Annotated in this window: 33 protein-coding genes, 2 tRNA genes and 1 other annotated feature; of the genes, 20 read left to right on the forward strand and 15 right to left on the reverse strand. The window is 58.0% G+C overall.

Annotated elements, in window-relative coordinates:
* The first annotated feature begins 177 nt into the window (after nucleotides 1-177).
* The 9 genes from WMO66_RS08725 (at nucleotide 178) to WMO66_RS08765 (ending at nucleotide 4,281) form a co-directional block, all read left to right on the forward strand.
* On the forward strand, nucleotides 178-396 hold the full coding sequence (locus tag WMO66_RS08725) for a hypothetical protein (RefSeq protein ID WP_147574111.1): 219 nt from the start codon (nucleotides 178-180) through the stop codon (nucleotides 394-396).
* Between the two features lie 65 nt (nucleotides 397-461).
* A complete protein-coding gene (locus WMO66_RS08730) occupies nucleotides 462-1,559 on the forward strand; it encodes an RNA-directed DNA polymerase (RefSeq protein WP_147574112.1) in 1,098 nt (365 codons plus the stop codon).
* Complete coding sequence (locus WMO66_RS08735; protein WP_147574113.1) at nucleotides 1,501-1,923, forward strand: hypothetical protein; 423 nt, start codon at nucleotides 1,501-1,503, stop codon at nucleotides 1,921-1,923. The genes WMO66_RS08730 and WMO66_RS08735 overlap by 59 nt, the downstream gene beginning before the upstream one ends.
* A gap of 3 nt (nucleotides 1,924-1,926) precedes the next feature.
* On the forward strand, nucleotides 1,927-2,067 hold the full coding sequence (locus WMO66_RS08740; RefSeq protein ID WP_118358554.1) for a CD1375 family protein: 141 nt from the start codon (nucleotides 1,927-1,929) through the stop codon (nucleotides 2,065-2,067).
* 53 nt (nucleotides 2,068-2,120) lie between these two features.
* On the forward strand, nucleotides 2,121-2,237 hold the full coding sequence (locus tag WMO66_RS08745) for a CD1375 family protein (protein WP_342982900.1): 117 nt from the start codon (nucleotides 2,121-2,123) through the stop codon (nucleotides 2,235-2,237).
* Between the two features lie 74 nt (nucleotides 2,238-2,311).
* Nucleotides 2,312-2,737: a hypothetical protein gene (locus tag WMO66_RS08750; RefSeq protein WP_147574114.1), complete on the forward strand. Its 426-nt coding sequence runs from the start codon at nucleotides 2,312-2,314 to the stop codon at nucleotides 2,735-2,737.
* Between the two features lie 12 nt (nucleotides 2,738-2,749).
* Complete coding sequence (locus tag WMO66_RS08755) at nucleotides 2,750-3,160, forward strand: hypothetical protein (RefSeq protein WP_147574115.1); 411 nt, start codon at nucleotides 2,750-2,752, stop codon at nucleotides 3,158-3,160.
* Between the two features lie 3 nt (nucleotides 3,161-3,163).
* On the forward strand, nucleotides 3,164-3,949 hold the full coding sequence (locus WMO66_RS08760) for a peptidoglycan recognition protein family protein (protein WP_349136031.1): 786 nt from the start codon (nucleotides 3,164-3,166) through the stop codon (nucleotides 3,947-3,949).
* Nucleotides 3,949-4,281, forward strand: coding sequence for a hypothetical protein (locus WMO66_RS08765; protein ID WP_147574116.1), 333 nt, complete (start codon nucleotides 3,949-3,951; stop codon nucleotides 4,279-4,281). The genes WMO66_RS08760 and WMO66_RS08765 overlap by 1 nt, the downstream gene beginning before the upstream one ends.
* 185 nt (nucleotides 4,282-4,466) lie before the next feature.
* On the opposite strand, the gene WMO66_RS08770 is transcribed toward WMO66_RS08765, so the two are convergent.
* The 11 genes from WMO66_RS08770 to WMO66_RS08820 all read right to left on the reverse strand — a co-directional run bounded on the left by WMO66_RS08770 (nucleotide 4,467) and on the right by WMO66_RS08820 (nucleotide 7,764).
* A complete protein-coding gene (locus WMO66_RS08770) occupies nucleotides 4,467-4,715 on the reverse strand; it encodes a hypothetical protein (RefSeq protein WP_147574117.1) in 249 nt (82 codons plus the stop codon).
* A complete protein-coding gene (locus tag WMO66_RS08775; RefSeq protein WP_147574118.1) occupies nucleotides 4,702-5,061 on the reverse strand; it encodes a hypothetical protein in 360 nt (119 codons plus the stop codon). Before WMO66_RS08775 ends, WMO66_RS08770 begins: the two co-directional genes overlap by 14 nt.
* On the reverse strand, nucleotides 5,054-5,320 hold the full coding sequence (locus WMO66_RS08780) for a hypothetical protein (protein WP_147574119.1): 267 nt from the start codon (nucleotides 5,318-5,320) through the stop codon (nucleotides 5,054-5,056). Before WMO66_RS08780 ends, WMO66_RS08775 begins: the two co-directional genes overlap by 8 nt.
* A gap of 12 nt (nucleotides 5,321-5,332) precedes the next feature.
* Nucleotides 5,333-5,641, reverse strand: coding sequence for a hypothetical protein (locus WMO66_RS08785; protein ID WP_349136032.1), 309 nt, complete (start codon nucleotides 5,639-5,641; stop codon nucleotides 5,333-5,335).
* Nucleotides 5,638-6,108, reverse strand: coding sequence for a hypothetical protein (locus WMO66_RS08790; protein WP_147574121.1), 471 nt, complete (start codon nucleotides 6,106-6,108; stop codon nucleotides 5,638-5,640). Before WMO66_RS08790 ends, WMO66_RS08785 begins: the two co-directional genes overlap by 4 nt.
* A 16-nt stretch (nucleotides 6,109-6,124) precedes the next feature.
* Nucleotides 6,125-6,388: a hypothetical protein gene (locus WMO66_RS08795; protein WP_147574122.1), complete on the reverse strand. Its 264-nt coding sequence runs from the start codon at nucleotides 6,386-6,388 to the stop codon at nucleotides 6,125-6,127.
* 48 nt (nucleotides 6,389-6,436) lie between these two features.
* Complete coding sequence (locus WMO66_RS08800) at nucleotides 6,437-6,667, reverse strand: hypothetical protein (protein ID WP_118729388.1); 231 nt, start codon at nucleotides 6,665-6,667, stop codon at nucleotides 6,437-6,439.
* 10 nt (nucleotides 6,668-6,677) lie between these two features.
* Entirely contained in the window at nucleotides 6,678-6,908 is a 231-nt protein-coding gene (locus WMO66_RS08805) for a hypothetical protein (RefSeq protein ID WP_118358536.1), read from the reverse strand.
* Nucleotides 6,909-6,910: 2 nt separating this feature from the next.
* Nucleotides 6,911-7,111 (reverse strand): hypothetical protein, encoded by a 201-nt coding sequence (locus tag WMO66_RS08810; protein ID WP_349136034.1) that lies wholly within the window; start codon nucleotides 7,109-7,111, stop codon nucleotides 6,911-6,913.
* A 16-nt stretch (nucleotides 7,112-7,127) separates the two neighbouring features.
* Entirely contained in the window at nucleotides 7,128-7,547 is a 420-nt protein-coding gene (locus WMO66_RS08815) for a DUF7698 family protein (protein WP_118729390.1), read from the reverse strand.
* A gap of 82 nt (nucleotides 7,548-7,629) precedes the next feature.
* Nucleotides 7,630-7,764: a hypothetical protein gene (locus WMO66_RS08820; RefSeq protein ID WP_256152932.1), complete on the reverse strand. Its 135-nt coding sequence runs from the start codon at nucleotides 7,762-7,764 to the stop codon at nucleotides 7,630-7,632.
* A 169-nt stretch (nucleotides 7,765-7,933) separates the two neighbouring features.
* Between WMO66_RS08820 and WMO66_RS08825 the strand changes: the two genes are divergently transcribed.
* The gene (locus WMO66_RS08825; RefSeq protein WP_118358530.1) at nucleotides 7,934-8,149 is read left to right on the forward strand and encodes a helix-turn-helix domain-containing protein; all 216 of its coding nucleotides are present in this window, start codon (nucleotides 7,934-7,936) and stop codon (nucleotides 8,147-8,149) included.
* A 44-nt stretch (nucleotides 8,150-8,193) separates the two neighbouring features.
* Here WMO66_RS08825 and WMO66_RS08830 read toward each other — a convergent pair whose 3' ends face one another.
* The 3 genes from WMO66_RS08830 to WMO66_RS08840 all read right to left on the reverse strand — a co-directional run bounded on the left by WMO66_RS08830 (nucleotide 8,194) and on the right by WMO66_RS08840 (nucleotide 8,896).
* Nucleotides 8,194-8,448 (reverse strand): helix-turn-helix domain-containing protein, encoded by a 255-nt coding sequence (locus WMO66_RS08830; protein WP_118358528.1) that lies wholly within the window; start codon nucleotides 8,446-8,448, stop codon nucleotides 8,194-8,196.
* Between the two features lie 257 nt (nucleotides 8,449-8,705).
* Nucleotides 8,706-8,790 (reverse strand) — tRNA-Tyr (locus WMO66_RS08835).
* A gap of 30 nt (nucleotides 8,791-8,820) precedes the next feature.
* Nucleotides 8,821-8,896, reverse strand: a tRNA-Thr gene (locus WMO66_RS08840).
* Between the two features lie 175 nt (nucleotides 8,897-9,071).
* Between WMO66_RS08840 and WMO66_RS08845 the strand changes: the two genes are divergently transcribed.
* The 10 genes from WMO66_RS08845 to rplL all read left to right on the forward strand — a co-directional run bounded on the left by WMO66_RS08845 (nucleotide 9,072) and on the right by rplL (nucleotide 16,269).
* A complete protein-coding gene (locus tag WMO66_RS08845) occupies nucleotides 9,072-10,412 on the forward strand; it encodes an RsmB/NOP family class I SAM-dependent RNA methyltransferase (protein WP_349136035.1) in 1,341 nt (446 codons plus the stop codon).
* Between the two features lie 186 nt (nucleotides 10,413-10,598).
* A complete protein-coding gene (gene murA / locus WMO66_RS08850; protein WP_349136036.1) occupies nucleotides 10,599-11,891 on the forward strand; it encodes a UDP-N-acetylglucosamine 1-carboxyvinyltransferase in 1,293 nt (430 codons plus the stop codon).
* An 89-nt stretch (nucleotides 11,892-11,980) separates the two neighbouring features.
* On the forward strand, nucleotides 11,981-12,619 hold the full coding sequence (locus tag WMO66_RS08855) for a trimeric intracellular cation channel family protein (protein ID WP_349136038.1): 639 nt from the start codon (nucleotides 11,981-11,983) through the stop codon (nucleotides 12,617-12,619).
* Between the two features lie 254 nt (nucleotides 12,620-12,873).
* Entirely contained in the window at nucleotides 12,874-13,023 is a 150-nt protein-coding gene (gene rpmG, locus WMO66_RS08860; protein WP_349136040.1) for a 50S ribosomal protein L33, read from the forward strand.
* A 17-nt stretch (nucleotides 13,024-13,040) separates the two neighbouring features.
* Nucleotides 13,041-13,271 carry a preprotein translocase subunit SecE gene (gene secE, locus WMO66_RS08865; protein WP_349136041.1) on the forward strand — a complete coding sequence of 77 codons (231 nt, stop codon included), beginning with the start codon at nucleotides 13,041-13,043 and terminating at the stop codon, nucleotides 13,269-13,271.
* A gap of 15 nt (nucleotides 13,272-13,286) precedes the next feature.
* Nucleotides 13,287-13,814, forward strand: a complete 528-nt coding sequence (gene nusG / locus WMO66_RS08870) for a transcription termination/antitermination protein NusG (protein ID WP_349136042.1) — start codon at nucleotides 13,287-13,289, stop codon at nucleotides 13,812-13,814.
* Between the two features lie 82 nt (nucleotides 13,815-13,896).
* Nucleotides 13,897-14,322, forward strand: coding sequence for a 50S ribosomal protein L11 (gene rplK, locus WMO66_RS08875; RefSeq protein ID WP_349136043.1), 426 nt, complete (start codon nucleotides 13,897-13,899; stop codon nucleotides 14,320-14,322).
* A gap of 80 nt (nucleotides 14,323-14,402) precedes the next feature.
* Nucleotides 14,403-15,092, forward strand: a complete 690-nt coding sequence (rplA, locus tag WMO66_RS08880; protein WP_349136044.1) for a 50S ribosomal protein L1 — start codon at nucleotides 14,403-14,405, stop codon at nucleotides 15,090-15,092.
* A 90-nt stretch (nucleotides 15,093-15,182) separates the two neighbouring features.
* Nucleotides 15,183-15,315, forward strand: a sequence feature (ribosomal protein L10 leader region).
* An 8-nt stretch (nucleotides 15,316-15,323) separates the two neighbouring features.
* Nucleotides 15,324-15,857 (forward strand): 50S ribosomal protein L10, encoded by a 534-nt coding sequence (gene rplJ, locus WMO66_RS08885; protein WP_349136046.1) that lies wholly within the window; start codon nucleotides 15,324-15,326, stop codon nucleotides 15,855-15,857.
* Between the two features lie 40 nt (nucleotides 15,858-15,897).
* The gene (rplL, locus tag WMO66_RS08890) at nucleotides 15,898-16,269 is read left to right on the forward strand and encodes a 50S ribosomal protein L7/L12 (RefSeq protein ID WP_417323996.1); all 372 of its coding nucleotides are present in this window, start codon (nucleotides 15,898-15,900) and stop codon (nucleotides 16,267-16,269) included.
* Nucleotides 16,270-16,367: 98 nt separating this feature from the next.
* Here the strand turns inward: rplL and WMO66_RS08895 are convergent.
* Nucleotides 16,368-16,548, reverse strand: a 181-nt coding sequence (locus WMO66_RS08895) for a hypothetical protein (RefSeq protein WP_349136047.1), incomplete at its 5' end; no start/stop codon positions are given.

The raw sequence follows: 16,548 nt of genomic DNA on the forward strand, positions 1-16,548 counted from the left end.
CCCCCCCCCCCCCCCCCCCCCCCCCCCCCCCCCCCCCCCCCCCCCCCCCCCCCCCCCCCCCCCCCCCCCCCCCCCCCTCGACACGATTTTTGAAAATAACGTATTCTGTTATTTTCTCCCGTTTTTCCGTATGCGCGGCAGGCCGGAGGTATAATTATCTCCGGGACTGCCTGCGCCATGCGCCGAGGGCTTGTTTTCTACGCCAACTACAACTCTGGCTGGCGTGTCCTCCTCGTCGGTGGCAACTGGAACAACGGCGGCAATGCCGGCCTTTTCTACTTCAACGCGAACAACGCCTCGTCGAACTCGAACTCGAACGTCGGTGCGCGACTACTTGTTTTTCTTTTGACTGGCGCAGGCTTTCCCTCACCGCTTGGTGAAAATATTGCCGCATAGGACGGGGTTTAGTAGGCTTCGGCTCGAATAACCTCGCAGGCAAACAAGGACGGAGGGGAAATCCTATGCCGAAACGAGTCGGCTATCTCTACGACAAGATGGTTGACCGGGACTTCATTCGCGCTGTCATTCAGGAGGCGGCAAAGGGGCGCCGGAGTCGTAAAGACATTGCCCCTGTGTTGGCAGACCTGGACGGGTATGTCGAAAAGACCTATGAGCTGGTCGCAAGCGAGAGCTTTGTACCATCCGAGCCGAAGATCCGCGAGATCTATGATGAGAGCAGCGAGAAGCACCGTAAGATCAAGATGGTCCCGTTCTGGCCGGACGGCGTGATCCAGTGGATGCTGGTGACGGCCATGAAACCGGTGCTTATGCGCGGGATGCACCCGTGGTCCTGCGCGTCGATTCCCGGACGTGGTGGAAAGCGAATCCACAAGAAGATCCGCGGCGCGCTCCGCAACGACCCGAAGGGGACGAAGTACGCCGCTGAGCTGGACGTCGCACAGTATTACCCCAGCATCTCCGGCAAGCGGCTGATCTGGGCGCTGGCGCGGAAGATCAAGGACAAGCGCTTTCTGCGGACGGTCTATTCCATCATCGAATCCTGCGGCGGCGGGCTGGCTATCGGGTATTACATCTGCCAATGGCTGGCAAACTTCTACTTGGAGCCGCTGGACAGGTACATCATGACGCTGCCGGGCGTGAAGTATATGACCCGCTACATGGACAACATCACCCTGCTCGGGCCGAATAAGAAGCAGCTGCACAAGGCGCGGAAGCTGGTCGCCGCGTTCATGCAGCAGCGGCTCGGCCTGTCCATGAAAGCGAACTGGCAGATCTATCCCACGGCAAAGCGCATGGTGAGCGCGGTCGGCTACCGCTTTTCCCGCACTCATGTCATTCTGCGCAAGCGGAATTTCCTGCGCTTCACCCGGCAATGCCGCCGCGTCAAAAAGCGGCTTGACGCCGGAAAGCCTATCATGTTCGCCCAGGCCTCCGGGCTACTGAGCCGCGCCGGGCAACTGAAGCACTGCAATAGCCATACAATTCGGGTGAAGTACATTGACCCGATTGGAGTAAAACATCTGAAGGAGGTCGTGCGAAATGAGAGTAAGAGGCGACAACGCGCCCAGCAACGCTTTCTCGCTGGAGGAGCAGCCTAATAAGCCGGGGGTAGCCCTGGTGCGCTTCTACGAGAACGCCGAGCCGTTTGAGGAAAAGCGGGACGAGCTGACCATCAGCGGGTGGGTGTACGACGAATATCACCTGGAGCTGAATATGTATGACGGCCTGAGTGAAGACATCCTCGGCAACTATGCCGGTTATCTGGCGCAAGCCAAGCTGCATGAGGCGGAGGGCAAGACGATCCCCTCCCTGCAGCAGCAGGTAGCCGACCTGGAGACCGACAAGGCGGCATTGACGGAAAAGGTGACGAGCCTTGAAGGGCAGGTCACCGATACGCAGATGGCGCTATGCGATGTCTACGAACAGATCGTCGCCGTGACATCTACAACAGGAGGCGAATAACCGATGGCGAGCAATTACATGGTGAAGGTCTACGCAGACCTGATCCGCAAAGGGAAAAAGACGATTGAGGAAGTTCCCGACCCGCTGCAAGCAGCCGTCCGGGAAATCCTCGAAAATAGCAAGAATGGAGCTGAGGGCTTATGAAAAGCCTTCGGCTCCTTCTTTTATACATTCTGATGGGAAAGGAGGTAGCAGTTATGGCAGTTGTCTACGCGACCCTGATCGTCAAGGGCAAGAAGACCATCGACCAGGTTCCGAGCCTGATTCGGAAGCAGGTCGAGGAGATCCTGGCAGATCTCGAAGTCACCGTCTGACCACGGCATTGATACGGAGGGCAGCTCCTTTACGGGGGCTGCCCTTCTTATCACGCGCAGAGGAGGATTGAGAGATGACGCTCAAGGAGATTTTGTTTGGTGGGGGAAGCGCGCTGTTTGTGCTGCTGACGCTGCTCCAGCTCGCCCCCATCAAAATCAATCCGTGGTCTGCAATAGCAAAGGCTTTCGGGCGCGCTATCAACAGCGAGGTCTTGGAGAAGGTCGGAAAGCTCGAAAGCGAGCTGCAGTGCGTTCGGTCTGGCATGGCCGAGGAAAAGGCCGTCAACTGCCGGGCGCGCATTCTACGCTTCGGCGATGAATGTCTCCACGGCGAGCGCCACACCAAAGATCATTTCGACCAAACGCTCCGGGACATCGCCGCCTACGAACGATACTGCGAGGATCATCCGGAGTTTGAAAACAATGTAACAGAGCTGACCAGTGACCGGATCAAGACAATATATCGCCGGTGCTTGGACAGCAACGACTTTTTGCAGTAAGGAGGACGCACAATGAACATGCTGGATATGACGATCATCCGCCTGGCCGCAGGGCTTGTGCTGCTGATCGCCGCGAACATTGCCCTCGGTTCCATCAATGCCATCATTGATGGGGAATGGGATCAGACGAAGTTCCGCAACGGCTGCATCAAGAGTGCAGTTGTGGCAGCGGCGCTGGTCGCGGTCTACTTCGCCGGGTACCTCAACCCCGATCTGATGGTAGTGGAGGTCGATGGGCAGACCGTAAACCTGATGACAGCGGTATCGCTGGCTATGCTGGCAGCCTTTACCGCCTATGCCGTTGATGTACTGAAAAAGCTGAAAGATATGCTCTCTACCGCGACACCCGGGGCGGACGCGGCGCCTACTGCGCTGCCTTCCGGTGAGGGCAAGGAAGACCATACCGCCCCCGAGGAGGAATGACCTATGAGCAATAGCCCTCTTGTCAGCTACACAAAGCTCAGCCCGAATCACTCCGGGCAGAGGACCCGTAAGATCGACCGCATCACGCCGCACTGCGTAGTGGGCCAGTGCAGCGTGGAGCGGTTGGGAGATATCTTCCTCCCCGCCTCCAGAGAGGCGAGCTGCAATTACGGAATCGGCGCAGACGGCCACGTCGGTATGTATGTCGAGGAGAAAAACCGATCCTGGTGTTCCTCCAGCAACGCAAACGACCAGCGGGCGGTGACTATTGAATGTGCGTCCGATGGTGCAGAGCCGTACGCATTCCGCGATGTGGTCTATCAGTCCCTCATTACGCTTTGCGTCGACATCTGCAAGCGCAACGGCAAGACCAAGCTGCTCTGGCTGGAGGATAAGGACAAGACGCTTGCCTACACCCCTGCACCGGACGAGATGGTGCTGACCGTACACCGCTGGTTTGCCAACAAAAGCTGCCCCGGGAACTGGATGTACGCCCGCATGGGCGACCTCGCCGAAAAGGTGACAGCCCAGCTTTCCACAGGCACGGACGAGGAGGATGACGATATGGATATCAACAAATTCAAGGAGCTTTGGCGTGAGATGCGCAAGGAGCTTCAGGACAACGATGCTTCCGCCTACTCGGAGGAAGCGCGCAAATGGGCTGTGGATAACGGCATCATTCGCGGCGGCAACTCCGATGAGTTCAATGGAATGTGGGAGGACATGATGACCCGCGAGCAGCTGGTGACCGTCCTCTACCGCTTCGCCCAGAAGTTTGGGCTGAGCTGATGGCAAGGCGCAAGCGCAGAGCCGCGAAGAAGCGCAAGGTCGAATGGAGCAAGGTCGTGTGCCTGCTGGCGATGCTGGCCGGTCTGCTGATCGTCCAGGAATGCCTGTTCCTCATGTATCTGTGCATCAAGAGCGGCTACACCGCCGCCGCTGCATGGCTGACCGCGGCCACCGGCGTTGGCGAGGCAATCATCATTGCCGGTGCAAACGGCTACCTCTCACTTGCGAAGTCCGACCACAAGCGCGGCGGGATCACCTTCGAGGCGGCCAAGGCGAAGAACTTCCGCACCGACGAGGAAGACGGAGGCAGCGTCGACAGCCCCGCCATCTGAATACCACCCGCACAATGAAAGCCCCCTCGCAGGATTTTACCGTCCTGTCGAGGGGGCTTTTTCTGTTTTCCGGCGCTTTCGCGTTTACGGGGGCGCAGGAGCGTTTTTCGCATTTGGGTGGGCGTCTACCCTCCCACGCCGCAAAGGTGGTGTTGCAACTCGCCTACGGCGGCGCGAGGGGCTTTTTATTCGCCCTCCGTCCTCTCTCGTTTGCCGAATGCACAGAAATGATCTCCAAAGACCAACAATCCGTGAACTTGACCGCAAGAGTATTTGTTCGCCCATGCCGCCCATGTTGCATAGCAGCAACTTTCGCATCGTACCACGGGAACGGCATCAATTGTCGGCGCATTTTCAATATCTGGTACCGTGAAATACGGCGTTGCGTTGCGACTTAGCCTTGCGCTGAGCTTATCGGCGTCAATCAGTCTCATGCTCATTACTTCCTTCCATCCTCGCCCCGCAGTGTGGGCAGTAGTTCGACAGAACAAACTTGTCGTTGCAGTCGTAAACAGCTTCCTCTTTGCAGGCAGAGCAGATATATCCGCCAATCGGGTCGCGTCCTGCAACTGCGGGATTCCATCCGGTCATTTCGCTTTCATAAACAGGCATCCACAACCCATGCACCACCGGCGCAACGTCGGCGGTATGAATTGCCTTTACTGCATTCAAAGCTAACTCCATTCCGTCTTCTACGCCGCGCTGGTATCTGTTTTTAGGCGCTTTGCGATAGCGCTCAAGCACGCGGCAAAGCATATCGCGTTCAATGTATTCAGTCATCAATCTCACCCTCCCCCATTTTTGCGCCACAATGAGGACAGTATGGAGTGACAGACTCCGGTTCGTCCCACTCCCAGCCGCAGGCGGAGCAACGGTTATAACCGTAGTCGTCCTCGATCCATTCTCCATGTGTCACCGGAGCGACATCAGCGGCGGGGGTAGCGGCAACAATTTCCATGGCTACCGCCCCATCTGAGCCGCTTTCCCACTTCGTTTCCATCACCTTTTTCACCACAACGCTCCGCTCAATGTAATCCATCGTCAGCCCTCCTCAAAAATCCCATGTGTCCCGCTTTGGGATAAACTCAATGATCGTTCCCTCCGGAACAGGGTCGCAGGGCTCGCCGTCAAAGGCGTTGCCCTGCTTCGTGCAGATGTCTGCCGGTCTGCTCCGGCGCGGGTCGACATCGACATAGAGCCGACCGTCGCACTCGTAGACGGGGCGATCCCAGCTGTCGCGGCCTCTGTATTCCAGCCGCAACACTGGCGCGGCGCAGAACTCCTCGTAGCTCATGTGGCCCTCCGCTTTCATCGCGGCACTGGCAGCGGCCAGCTCCTCGGGCGTCCAAGATTTACTCACAGGTATTGTCTCCCTTCTTCATCGTCCACGGTGAAATGATAGCCCTCGGTCAAAAGCACAGTCCCTTTGATTGGCGCGTGGATCATGACGGTGCGGCGACCGATGTAATCCGCTGGAATTTCACCGCGCTCGACCATATCCCGAAAGTACGGGCAATCATTCCAGCGGTCGGTGTACTGCTCACGCGCCCACGCTGCGGTGGAGTAGTGCCGCCTCATGCGCCAGTTCTCCGGCGCGGAGACGATAGCCCATGCGGTCAGCGGCCGCCGATCCCCCGTCATGTCTTCCAGCGCCTCCACCGTGCCGCAGGCATCGCAGATATGGACCGTTGCCCTGCGGCTCAGTGCGTTGCGGGTGACGCTCTCCGCGTCCATCGCCATCTTCCCGCAGCGGGGGCAGGCAAAATGCCCGCCCTGCTGCTTCTCTGCAAAACGCTCGATCAGTGTCTTGGCTTCGTTCTCGTTCATAGAAATCTCTCCTTTCTCAGAACTGTTTGATGATGTCCTGCGCGTTTTCGCCGTAGTAACTCTTAATCCATCTATCGGCAAGGATTTCAATGTCAGTGGTGCGCTCGTAGCGCACGTCAATCAACAGCGTTTGCGTTGATGTCTTAACCGTCATGTAGTAGCCTGTGCCGTAGTGCTTGTTGTCGGTGGGGGGAACGAGGGTAAATGTGAGACTTTCGGTAAAAGGCTCGCCCTCACAGGTTGTCCCCTTGACGGTAGCGTTCATAGTGTTGTAATCCATATCGTGTCCTTTCTCCCCGTCGTGCCGATAGGTCAGCCGGTCATGTCATTACAACTTGGCGTTGTAGTCTTTCAACTTGACTTGGATGATGATTTCTTCGCGGCCCATGGTAACATAGGTGATTTTGGCTTCCAGAACTCCCGGCATCGCTTGCGCTGGGATTTTGTATAAGCTGCGGAAGTGGCCGATCTCCTGCATACCGGCTTTCACCACAACGGGGATTTCATCGCTGGCCGCGCCGATCTGACTGCAAAAGTCGAAGACAGTAATTTTTCTCATGCCCGCCCTCTCACTCAATGGCAGCTTCGATGCTGCTGATGACTTCCTCCAGGTTATCTACGGCTTCGGAGAGGTTGTCGCAGGCCTCGTCTGCCTTTTCATAGCGTTCGCTCTCCTGCATATTCTCAGGGATATTGTCGCGGTACTCTTCCTCCTCAGCCTGGAGGTCTTCGAGGCTGCCCTTCAGCTCCTCCAGCTGGTCGATGATACTCTGCAAATTCTTGCGGCGGATCTTGTTCATGGTTAGTCCTCCTCCCCATAGTCTTCTTCAAAGCTGCCCTCGGTAATGCCGCCGTAGGTGTAGCCGTTGTCAAAACTCAGATAGACCGGCGTATCTTCATCGTACTGGGCGAGGAAGTTAATCAGCTCGCCGGCCGTCATCGTTCTGCGGATCTGGTCGATGCCGTAACCTTCGCGGAAAGTAGAACAAATCAGCTTTTTCATTGTCGGCGCTCCTTTCTCAAAATCTGAACACCAGCCCTTTGACCTCGCGGCGGCCTGATGGATCGTGCAGTGGATCGCGGGTAACAGTTCCGACGCCCTCCAGATACGCGCCCTCGGCTACCAAGGCGTGGACACTTTCCATGAGCGCGGTTGACTGATCTGTGACGATAATCTCGTCAATATCAGCTGCGGTTAATGCAGCAACGAATTCTTTCATCACGCCGTCCTTAATCTGACTGCCCCATGGAAGCGCTCTGACCTCAAACATATCGGCTCGGTCTTCTGTGCTCTGCTCCCAGCTTCGATACGCGTAAACCTGTCCGCGAGTGGGGTTCTTCTCCGTGTCGCGGAGCTTTTCAAAGTATTCCTTTGCGGTATCTCTGTTGAGCGTATCCAAAATCTCCTGCCGGATTTCATCGGTGATATTGATCTTCATCTTGCGTTCCTCCTTGTATTTTCACACTCGGTGCTTTATACTGAGGGGGAGGGGAGCTTTCCCGCTCCCCCTCGCGCCGGGGTTAGGTCTCTTGGCGTTCGCCCTGCTGGGGCTTGCTGTTAGGTTTGATGGTGATTGTAATCCGGTCGGCTAAATCGGGGTTATCAGCCAGCAACCTCAGAAGCTCTTGCAGGGCTTCTTTTTTTGCTTTGTCCATCGGCCTGTCCTCCTTTCCGGAGAGGTTTGTTCCTCTCCCTTACAAGAACTATATTACACTAATTCGTGTCATTTGTCAACAGTTATTTTACATTTTTTCGTGGAAATCGTAAAAAAGTTTTTGACAAGCGACACATTTTAGTGTATAGTACGAGTGAGGAGGTGAGAGTATGGGGCTCTCTGTTGCTGAAAAGATTCGCCTGATCATGAAAAGGCAGAAAATAACGATGGGCGATCTGGCTGAGGCGTCAGGGCAGACGCGGCAAAACCTGTCCAACAAAATGACGCGCGGGAACTTTACGGAAAAAGACATCACGGAGTTGGCGGCTGCGCTCGGCTGCACAGTCGAAATCCGTTTTGTCACACAGGACGGCGAGGAGATATAAGAAAAGGCCCCGGGCGAATGAACGCCCGAGGCCTCGGAGCAGGCTTAACGCTTGCTATGTATATCCGCGCCGGTGCGCGTCTTGACTCTGGTCTCCTTGTTTTCCTCTCGGATCATCAGGTCTGACAGCTCACACCCCAGCGCCTCACAAATAAGATCCAGATGCTCCAGGTTTACCCTTTCTGCGATCTCATGGTACAGGTCATTGATCGTCGAAGGTCGAATGCCTGTTGCCCTTGCAAGGTCAGCTTGTGACCACCTCCGCTCGCCAAGGCGGGTGGACAGTAAAATCCTAATCATAGCCATGCTCCTTTACGGTAGATTCTAACAACGATTTTAGAATCTCGCTGGATTTTGGTAGATTATAACGAAATCCGTTATGGCTATGAGAGAACACAAAGAGGCTACCACACAGGAAATTCCCTGTGTAGTAGCCTCTTTCTTTATTTCTTGGCATAGGCAAGTGGAAACACCAGGACAAATATCCCGCCGGTCATATAGACCGTTGGGGCAGAGCAAAAGCCAGGCGAACCGGCTTGGTTCGTCTGGCTCTGCTTTGGTGGGGGAAGGTGGATTCGAACCACCGAAAGCACTGCTAACAGATTTACAGTCTGCCCCCTTTGGCCACTCGGGAATTCCCCCAAATATGAACTTGTCCGTTTGAAAACACTGTGGAGCCGGTAGACGGATTCGAACCCCCGACCTGCTGATTACAAATCAGCTGCTCTACCGGCTGAGCTATACCGGCGTCTCAAACAAGCATGGTTATTATAGCGAGTTCGCGCCGTTTTGTCAACCACTTTTTTGAGATATTTCGATTTATTTTTCTGTCTGGCCGCCGCAGGTCCCCCCGACGCTTGCGTTTTGGCCCGATCCATGCTATGATACCCCCGATCTGAAACCGTGCAAGGAGTTGGTCTGTCATGCTGCCGCAGGGCTTCCCGGAACGAATGCTGCACCTGCTCGGCGAAGCGGAATTCGCCGAATTTCTCGCCTCCTATGAGCGCCCGCGGAGCGCCGGGCTGCGTCTGAATCCGCGCAAGCCCCTGCCGGATGGCGCTTCTCTCCCGTTCTGCGAGGCACAGGTCCCGTGGGAGCCGAACGGCTATTACGTCTGCGAAGGCAGCCGCCCTGGCCTGCACCCGTGGCACGACGCAGGCGCATACTATCTGCAGGAGCCGAGTGCCATGGCCCCGGCGCACCTGCTGGACGCGCAGCCCGGTGAGCGGGTGCTCGACCTCTGCGCCGCGCCCGGCGGCAAGACAACGCAGCTGGCCGCCGCCATGCAGGGCCGTGGCCTGCTCGTTTGCAATGAGATCCATCCGCGCCGCGCGCAGGTGCTCGCCTCGAACGTCGAACGGCTCGGCATTCCGAACGCGCTCGTGCTCAGCGAGCATCCTGCAAAGCTGGCCCAGCGCTTCCCCGGCTATTTTGACCGCATCCTTGTCGACGCCCCCTGCTCCGGCGAGGGCATGTTCCGGAAGGAGGAGGCCGCCGTAACGGACTGGAGCGAGGCGACCGTGGCCATGTGCGCCGCGCGGCAGCAGGAGATCCTCGCCTCCGCAGCCGAAATGCTGGCCCCCGGCGGGCGGCTCGTCTATTCCACCTGCACCTTCTCGCCCGAGGAAAACGAGGGCGTCATCTCCGCCTTTCTGCATGCGCATCCGGCGTTTTCCGTCGAGCCGGTCGAGGCTCCCTGGTTCTCTCCGGCGCGGCCGGACTGGATCAGCGATCCCGCGCCCGGTCTGGAGCACGCCTTCCGCCTCTGGCCGCACCGTCTGCGCGGCGAGGGCCACTTTGCCGCCGTCCTGCGCAGCCATGCGGACGGCGCACGGCAGGATGTTCCCACGGAACGCCCCGCTCAGCTCCCGGCAGCCGCCGCAGACTTCCTGCGCAACTGCACGCAGCCCCTGCCGGACGGCGTGCCCGTCTGCTTCGGCTCCGTGTGCTATCTGGCCCCGGCGGAGACGCCCGCCCTTTCCGGCCTGCGCGTGCTGCGCGCCGGTCTGGAGCTTGGCGAGCTGCGCCGTGACCGCTTCTCCCCCGCCCACGCGCTGGCGCTCTGGCTGCACACCTACCCGCAGACGGCGGATTTCCCGGCCGGCGGCCCGGAGATCGCCGCCTATCTGCGCGGCGAGACGCTGCACGGCACGCAGCGCGGCTGGACGCTGCTGACGGCCGGCGGGCTTTCACTCGGCTGGGTACGCGGCGCGGACGGCATTCTAAAGAATCAGTATCCAAAGGGCCTGCGCCGTCTGCGCTAACGGCTTCATTGGCGTTTTCTCCGCCCAATTTCCGGTTTTCTCTTTACAGAATGTTCAAACTATGCTATACTAGACCGTCGAAAGAACTTTCCAGCTGAACGTCTCGGCGGGAAGGATCCTCTGCCTGAAATTGGCGCTGTTGTTTTGCGACATATTGCATATACTCCGATCGTGAGAGGGTATGACATGAATAAATACATTATCCAGGGCGGCCATCCGCTGTCCGGCGTCGTAACCGTCAGCGGCGCAAAAAACGCCGCCGTGGCGATCCTTCCGGCCGCGCTGCTCATAAACGGCACCTGCCGCATCGAAAACGTGCCGGATATCTCCGATGTCCGGCTCCTGTTGGAGATTCTGGACAGCATGGGCGCAAAGATCCGTCGCCTGAGTCCGAACACGCTGGAGCTCTGCTGCACAAATGTGCGCGATTCCGAGGCCTCCGACGCGCTGGTGCGCCGCATCCGCGCCTCCTATTATTTCATCGGCGCGCAGCTCGGCCGCTTCGGCCACGCCCGCGTGGCGCTGCCCGGCGGCTGCAACTTCGGCGCGCGCCCCATCGACCAGCATATCAAGGGCTTCGAGGCCATCGGCGCCGCCGTTGACCTCAAGGACGGCTTCGTCTGCGCCGCCGCTCCGGCGGACGGCCTGACGGGCGGCCGTGTCAATCTCGACGTCGTCTCCGTCGGCGCGACCATGAACATCATGATCGGCGCAGTCCTGGCGAACGGCACGACTGTTATCGAGAACGCCGCAAAGGAACCGCACATCGTCGATCTGGCGAACTTCCTGAACGCCATGGGCGCGAAGGTCTCCGGCGCGGGTACCGACGTCATCAAAATTCGCGGCGTCCGCAGCCTGCACGGCGGCAGCTACTCCATCATTCCGGACCAAATCGAGACGGGCACCTATATGGCGGCCGTCGCGGCCACGGGCGGCGACGTGCTTATCCAGAACGTCATCCCCAAACATATGGACTGCATCTCCGCCAAGCTGCGCGAGATGGGCGTGAAGATTGCCGAATACGACGACGCCATCCGCGTGCAGCGCACGGGCGTCATGCGCCGGGCCAATGTCAAGACGATGCCGTATCCCGGCTTCCCGACGGACATGCAGCCGCAGATCGCCGTGTGCATGTCTCTGGCCTCCGGCGTGAGCGTCATTACGGAGAGCATCTATGACACGCGCTTCGGCTATTGCGCCGAGCTCAACCGCATGGGCGCGTCCATCAAGGTCGACACGAAGGTCGCCATCATCACGGGCGTGGAAAAGCTGCACGGCTGCACCGTCCGCGCCTGCGACCTGCGCGCGGGCGCTGCCATGGTCATCGCCGGACTTGCCGCCGACCGCACGACAACGATCGAGGACATTGAATACATTGAGCGCGGCTACGAAAACCTCATCGGCAAGCTCACCGCGATCGGCGCGGAGATCCGCCGTGTCAGCGTTCCGGATGGAACGGCCGTCCCCGCAGCAGTCTGAAGCGTATTCCAGCGTATTTTCTGCTCCGCCGCGGCATTTCCCGCGGCGGAGCATTTTTATGATTTGAAAAGGACCTCTCAGCGATATCTATGGACAAATTCGTATTTCTTCTTGAGCTCATCGGCACGGTGGCCTTTGCGGCCTCCGGCTCGCTGACCGCCATGCGCCGCCATATGGACCTGCTCGGTGTCATCGTGCTCGGCGTCATCACCTCCGTCGGCGGCGGCATCCTGCGCGACGTCATCCTCGGCATCACGCCTCCCCTCGCCTTCCGTGACCCGACATGCACGCTCGTGGCCGTCGGCGTGTCGCTTTTGCTGTGCATCCCGTGGATCCGCCACAGCCTCATGCATAACCACCGTCTGTTCGACGTTTCCCTGCTGCTCATGGACTCCGTCGGCCTCGGTGTATTCACCGTCATGGGCATCTGGAACGCCATGGACTTCTCGCCGGACCGCAGCACCTATCTTCTTGTGTTCGTCGGCCTGCTGACGGGCGTCGGCGGCGGTGTCATGCGCGATGTACTGGCCGGGAACACGCCCTATATTCTCGTCAAGCACGTTTACGCCTGCGCCTCGCTCGCGGGTGCAGTGCTCTGCGCCGTGCTGTGGCGGCATGTGCCGCAGTATGTGGCCATGCTGGCCGGTATGGCGGCCGTCCTGCTCATCCGCCTGCTCTCAGCGCATTTCCGCTGGAATCTGCCGCGCGTGAAGGACGAAACACTCTGAAAGACTTTGCCGGAACGGTATTTCTGCCGCTCCGGCATTTTTTTGTCCGGAAAACAGGGCAAAAATCCGGGATTTCCCGAAAAAAAGGATTGACCCCCGACGTTTCGTATGATAGAATAACTCTACCTGTGAAAAAGGGCTTTTTTGTTATGCCCTTTTTGCCTGCGGACGGCGCCCGCGTAGTTTCGGCGTCCCCTAAATTTTTCTAGCCGCAGGTCATGCAGGGAGGCAAAATTTTAAGGAGGTGCCGAACAATGCGAGTCAAGATCACGCTCAGATGCAACGAATGCAAGCAAAGAAACTACAACACGATGAAAAACAAGAAGAACGACCCCGACCGTCTTGAAATGAAGAAGTATTGCAGGTTCTGCAGAAAGCACACGGTTCATACCGAGACGAAGTAAGGGAAAGGGTGAAAGCAATGGCAGAAGTCAACAAGAAGCCGAATATCTTTGTCCGCATGGGCACAGGCCTTTCCCGCTGGTTCCGCGAAATGAAGAGCGAGCTGAAGAAGGTCGTCTGGCCCTCCGGCAAGCAGCTGGTGAACAACACCGTCGTCGTTCTCGTCGCCGTTCTGATCGTCGGTATCATCGTCTGCCTGTTCGATCTCGGCGCAGGCGAGCTGATCGGCCTGCTGCGCAAGCTGTTCTAAGTCAGGACAAGCGGTATGGCAGAAACAGCAAAATGGTATGTTGTGCATACCTATTCCGGTTATGAAAATACCGTTATGGCGACCATTGAAAAAACGGTCGAGACCCGTCAGCTGCAGGACATCATCCAGCAGGTCTCCATCCCCATGGAAACCGTGACCGAAGTCACGGAAAAGGGTCCGAAGACCTATGACCGCAAGGTCTTCCCCGGCTATGTGCTGGTGAAGATGGTCATGACGGATGACGCCTGGTATATCATCAAGAACGTCCGCGGCGTCACCGGGTTTGTCACATCCGGCAGCACCAAGCCCACCCCCCTGACGGAGGATGAGGTCATTCAGCTCGGCGTCGAAAAGCGCGAGATCGTCGTTGGCTACAAGGTCGGCGACACGGTCCGCATCACGGACGGCCCGCTGACGAGCTTCAGCGGCATCGTCGAGGAGCTGGACGTCGAAAAGAACCGGGTGCGCGTCACCGTTTCCATGTTCGGCCGCGAAACGCCGGTCGATCTGGAGCTCGATCAGGTGGAGCTCTCCACCGACTGATCCGGGCAAAACGTGGGAGGGGTTCTCCCCCGCCAGAAATACGCGTCAGCGTATTACCACATTCTATTTGGAGGTGCTTATCATGGCACAGAAAGTTACTGGTTATATCAAACTTCAGATTCCGGCCGCCAAGGCGACCGCTTCGCCCCCTGTCGGCCCGGCTCTCGGCCAGCATGGCGTCAATATCGCACAGTTTATCCGCGAGTTCAACGACCGCACCAAGGATCAGGCCGGTTTTAAGATCCCCGTCGTGATCACGGTCTATGCGGACCGCAGCTTCTCCTTCGTCACCAAGACGCCTCCGACCCCGACCCTCATTCTGAAGGCCATCGGTCAGGAAAAGGGCTCCGGCGTTCCCAACAAGAACAAGGTCGGAACCATCACCAAGGCGCAGGTGCGCGAGATCGCAGAGCGCAAAATGCCCGACCTCACCGCCGCCACCATCGAGGCCGCGATGAGCCAGGTTGCAGGCACCTGCCGCAGCATGGGCATCGTCGTTGTCGACTGATCGCTGAGTCTGCCGAGGTCGCCTGACCTCATCTATGTGGGAGGATTATTCCGCATCACCACTTTAAGGAGGATATAACATTGTTTAGAGGTAAGAAATATAAGGACAGCGCGAAGCAGATCGACCGCTCCGTGCAGTATGAAGTCTCCGACGCCCTTGCGCTCGTCGTGAAGACCGCCCCCGCCAAGTTCGACGAGACCGTCGAGATCCACATCAAGCTCGGCGTCGACTCCCGCCACGCTGACCAGCAGGTCCGCGGCGCCATCGTCCTGCCCAACGGCACCGGCAAGACCCGCAAGGTCCTTGTCTTCGCCAAGGACGCCAAGGTCGACGAGGCCAAGGCAGCCGGCGCTGACTATGTCGGCGGCATGGAGCTCGTGGAGAAGATCACGAAGGAAAACTGGTTCGACTTCGACGTCGTCGTCGCTTCCCCGGATATGATGGGTATCGTCGGCCGTCTTGGTAAGGTCCTCGGCCCGAAGGGCCTCATGCCCTCCCCGAAGGCCGGCACCGTCACCCCGAACGTCGCCGCTGCCGTCAAGGAGATCAAAGCCGGTAAGATCGAGTATCGTCTCGACAAGACCAACATCATCCACTGCCCGATCGGCAAGGTCTCCTTCGGCGCTGAGAAGCTGACCGAGAACCTGAACACGCTGCTTGGCGCCGTCGTCAAGGCGAAGCCGGCCGCAGCAAAGGGCCAGTATATCCGCTCCTGCGTCGTTGCCTCCACCATGGGCCCCGGCGTGAAGGTCAATACTGCCAAGTTCTAATGCGTTTGATCATGGAGCAGCAAAGCGTTTGTCTGCTCCATGAATTTCCCCAAAAATCAGAAAATTGCTTGACAAATCCGGCATTTTCTGATAAAATATTTCCCGTTGCCAGAGACAGCAGGAGGCTTACGCCGTAACGATCCCCATCCTGCCGAGGTTACACGAAATACATGTGATTTCTGTGTCCTCATGTCTTTTGGCATGAGGACATTTTTTCGGAGGTGACACACATTGCCCAATTCCAAGGTACTTGAAAGCAAGAAGGCAATCGTCGATGCACTGGCTACGAAGCTGCAGGGTTCCACCGCTGCCGTGTTCGTGGACTACAAGGGCATCACTGTCGCACAGGATACCGAGCTTCGCAACAAGTTCCGTGAAGCTGGCGTGGAATACACCGTTGTTAAGAACACTCTGACTCGTTTCGCTGCCAACAAGGCCGGCTATAACCAGTTCGATGAGATGCTCAACGGCACCACTTCCCTCGCCACCACCACGGGTGATCCCATTGCTCCGGCTCGTATCGTCTGCGAGTTTGCCAAGAAGAACAAGAACGTTCTGAAAATCAAGGGCGGCTTCGTTGAAGGCTCCGTCCTGTCTGTCGAGCAGCTTCAGGGCTTCGGCGAGCTTCCCAGCAAGGACGCTCTCATCGCCCAGGTTCTCGGCACCTTCCTGGCTCCGATCTCCGCTCTGGCATTCTGCCTCGACCAGATCCGCCAGCAGAAGGAAGGCCCCGCTCCTGCAGAAGAAGCTCCCGCAGAAGCCTAATCCATCACTCATCTATTACACTAATTAGGAGGATTTTATAATGTCTGAGAAAATCGCTGCCCTGATCGAAGAAGTTAAGGGTCTGTCCGTCCTCGAGCTGTCTGAGCTTGTCCATGCTCTCGAAGAGACCTTCGGTGTCTCCGCTGCCGCTGCCGCTGTTGCTGCTCCCGCTGCCGGTGCTGCTGAGGCCGCTGAAGAGAAGACCGAGTTCGACGTCGTCCTGAAGGAATGCGGCGCGAACAAGATCGCTGTCATCAAGGTCGTCCGTGCTCTGACCGGCCTGGGCCTGAAGGAAGCCAAGGAGATCGTCGACAACTGCCCGAAGACCCTGAAGGAAGCTGTTTCCAAGGAAGATGCCGAGAAGATCGTCAACGACCTCAAGGAAGCCGGCGCTACCGCAGAGATCAAGTAAGATATCCCCTATCCTGCAATTTACGCCGCAGCACCGAAGTGCTGCGGCGTTTGCGTTTCCCATAAGCCTCGCAGAGTTCGCCGCCCGCAGGCGGCGAATCAATTGAGATCATTTTCTCCGGCGGCGTGTACGTCGGAGAAAATACCACTCAGTCCGTCAGTGTGCGAATCGTTCGGCTCCGGCGGACGATTCGTGCGCGCAGCGGACTGAAATTCCCTTATCAGAAAAGCCCTTTTGGCTTTTCTGATAGGCTCACGCCGCAGCACCGAAGTGCTGCGG

The organism is Faecousia intestinalis (assembly GCF_040096185.1).
In the GTDB taxonomy this organism is placed as follows: domain Bacteria; phylum Bacillota; class Clostridia; order Oscillospirales; family Oscillospiraceae; genus JAZOXB01.

Coding starts and splice junctions, on each gene's coding strand:
- WMO66_RS08725 (WP_147574111.1), top strand. CDS start 178: ATGCGCCGAGGGCTTGTTTTCTACGCCAACTACAACTCTGGCTGGCGT.
- WMO66_RS08730 (WP_147574112.1), top strand. CDS start 462: ATGCCGAAACGAGTCGGCTATCTCTACGACAAGATGGTTGACCGGGAC.
- WMO66_RS08735 (WP_147574113.1), top strand. CDS start 1,501: ATGAGAGTAAGAGGCGACAACGCGCCCAGCAACGCTTTCTCGCTGGAG.
- WMO66_RS08740 (WP_118358554.1), top strand. CDS start 1,927: ATGGCGAGCAATTACATGGTGAAGGTCTACGCAGACCTGATCCGCAAA.
- WMO66_RS08745 (WP_342982900.1), top strand. CDS start 2,121: ATGGCAGTTGTCTACGCGACCCTGATCGTCAAGGGCAAGAAGACCATC.
- WMO66_RS08750 (WP_147574114.1), top strand. CDS start 2,312: ATGACGCTCAAGGAGATTTTGTTTGGTGGGGGAAGCGCGCTGTTTGTG.
- WMO66_RS08755 (WP_147574115.1), top strand. CDS start 2,750: ATGAACATGCTGGATATGACGATCATCCGCCTGGCCGCAGGGCTTGTG.
- WMO66_RS08760 (WP_349136031.1), top strand. CDS start 3,164: ATGAGCAATAGCCCTCTTGTCAGCTACACAAAGCTCAGCCCGAATCAC.
- WMO66_RS08765 (WP_147574116.1), top strand. CDS start 3,949: ATGGCAAGGCGCAAGCGCAGAGCCGCGAAGAAGCGCAAGGTCGAATGG.
- WMO66_RS08770 (WP_147574117.1), bottom strand. CDS start 4,715: ATGAGACTGATTGACGCCGATAAGCTCAGCGCAAGGCTAAGTCGCAAC.
- WMO66_RS08775 (WP_147574118.1), bottom strand. CDS start 5,061: ATGACTGAATACATTGAACGCGATATGCTTTGCCGCGTGCTTGAGCGC.
- WMO66_RS08780 (WP_147574119.1), bottom strand. CDS start 5,320: ATGGATTACATTGAGCGGAGCGTTGTGGTGAAAAAGGTGATGGAAACG.
- WMO66_RS08790 (WP_147574121.1), bottom strand. CDS start 6,108: ATGAACGAGAACGAAGCCAAGACACTGATCGAGCGTTTTGCAGAGAAG.
- WMO66_RS08795 (WP_147574122.1), bottom strand. CDS start 6,388: ATGGATTACAACACTATGAACGCTACCGTCAAGGGGACAACCTGTGAG.
- WMO66_RS08800 (WP_118729388.1), bottom strand. CDS start 6,667: ATGAGAAAAATTACTGTCTTCGACTTTTGCAGTCAGATCGGCGCGGCC.
- WMO66_RS08805 (WP_118358536.1), bottom strand. CDS start 6,908: ATGAACAAGATCCGCCGCAAGAATTTGCAGAGTATCATCGACCAGCTG.
- WMO66_RS08810 (WP_349136034.1), bottom strand. CDS start 7,111: ATGAAAAAGCTGATTTGTTCTACTTTCCGCGAAGGTTACGGCATCGAC.
- WMO66_RS08815 (WP_118729390.1), bottom strand. CDS start 7,547: ATGAAGATCAATATCACCGATGAAATCCGGCAGGAGATTTTGGATACG.
- WMO66_RS08820 (WP_256152932.1), bottom strand. CDS start 7,764: ATGGACAAAGCAAAAAAAGAAGCCCTGCAAGAGCTTCTGAGGTTGCTG.
- WMO66_RS08825 (WP_118358530.1), top strand. CDS start 7,934: ATGGGGCTCTCTGTTGCTGAAAAGATTCGCCTGATCATGAAAAGGCAG.
- WMO66_RS08830 (WP_118358528.1), bottom strand. CDS start 8,448: ATGATTAGGATTTTACTGTCCACCCGCCTTGGCGAGCGGAGGTGGTCA.
- WMO66_RS08845 (WP_349136035.1), top strand. CDS start 9,072: ATGCTGCCGCAGGGCTTCCCGGAACGAATGCTGCACCTGCTCGGCGAA.
- murA (WP_349136036.1), top strand. CDS start 10,599: ATGAATAAATACATTATCCAGGGCGGCCATCCGCTGTCCGGCGTCGTA.
- WMO66_RS08855 (WP_349136038.1), top strand. CDS start 11,981: ATGGACAAATTCGTATTTCTTCTTGAGCTCATCGGCACGGTGGCCTTT.
- rpmG (WP_349136040.1), top strand. CDS start 12,874: ATGCGAGTCAAGATCACGCTCAGATGCAACGAATGCAAGCAAAGAAAC.
- secE (WP_349136041.1), top strand. CDS start 13,041: ATGGCAGAAGTCAACAAGAAGCCGAATATCTTTGTCCGCATGGGCACA.
- nusG (WP_349136042.1), top strand. CDS start 13,287: ATGGCAGAAACAGCAAAATGGTATGTTGTGCATACCTATTCCGGTTAT.
- rplK (WP_349136043.1), top strand. CDS start 13,897: ATGGCACAGAAAGTTACTGGTTATATCAAACTTCAGATTCCGGCCGCC.
- rplL (WP_417323996.1), top strand. CDS start 15,898: ATGTCTGAGAAAATCGCTGCCCTGATCGAAGAAGTTAAGGGTCTGTCC.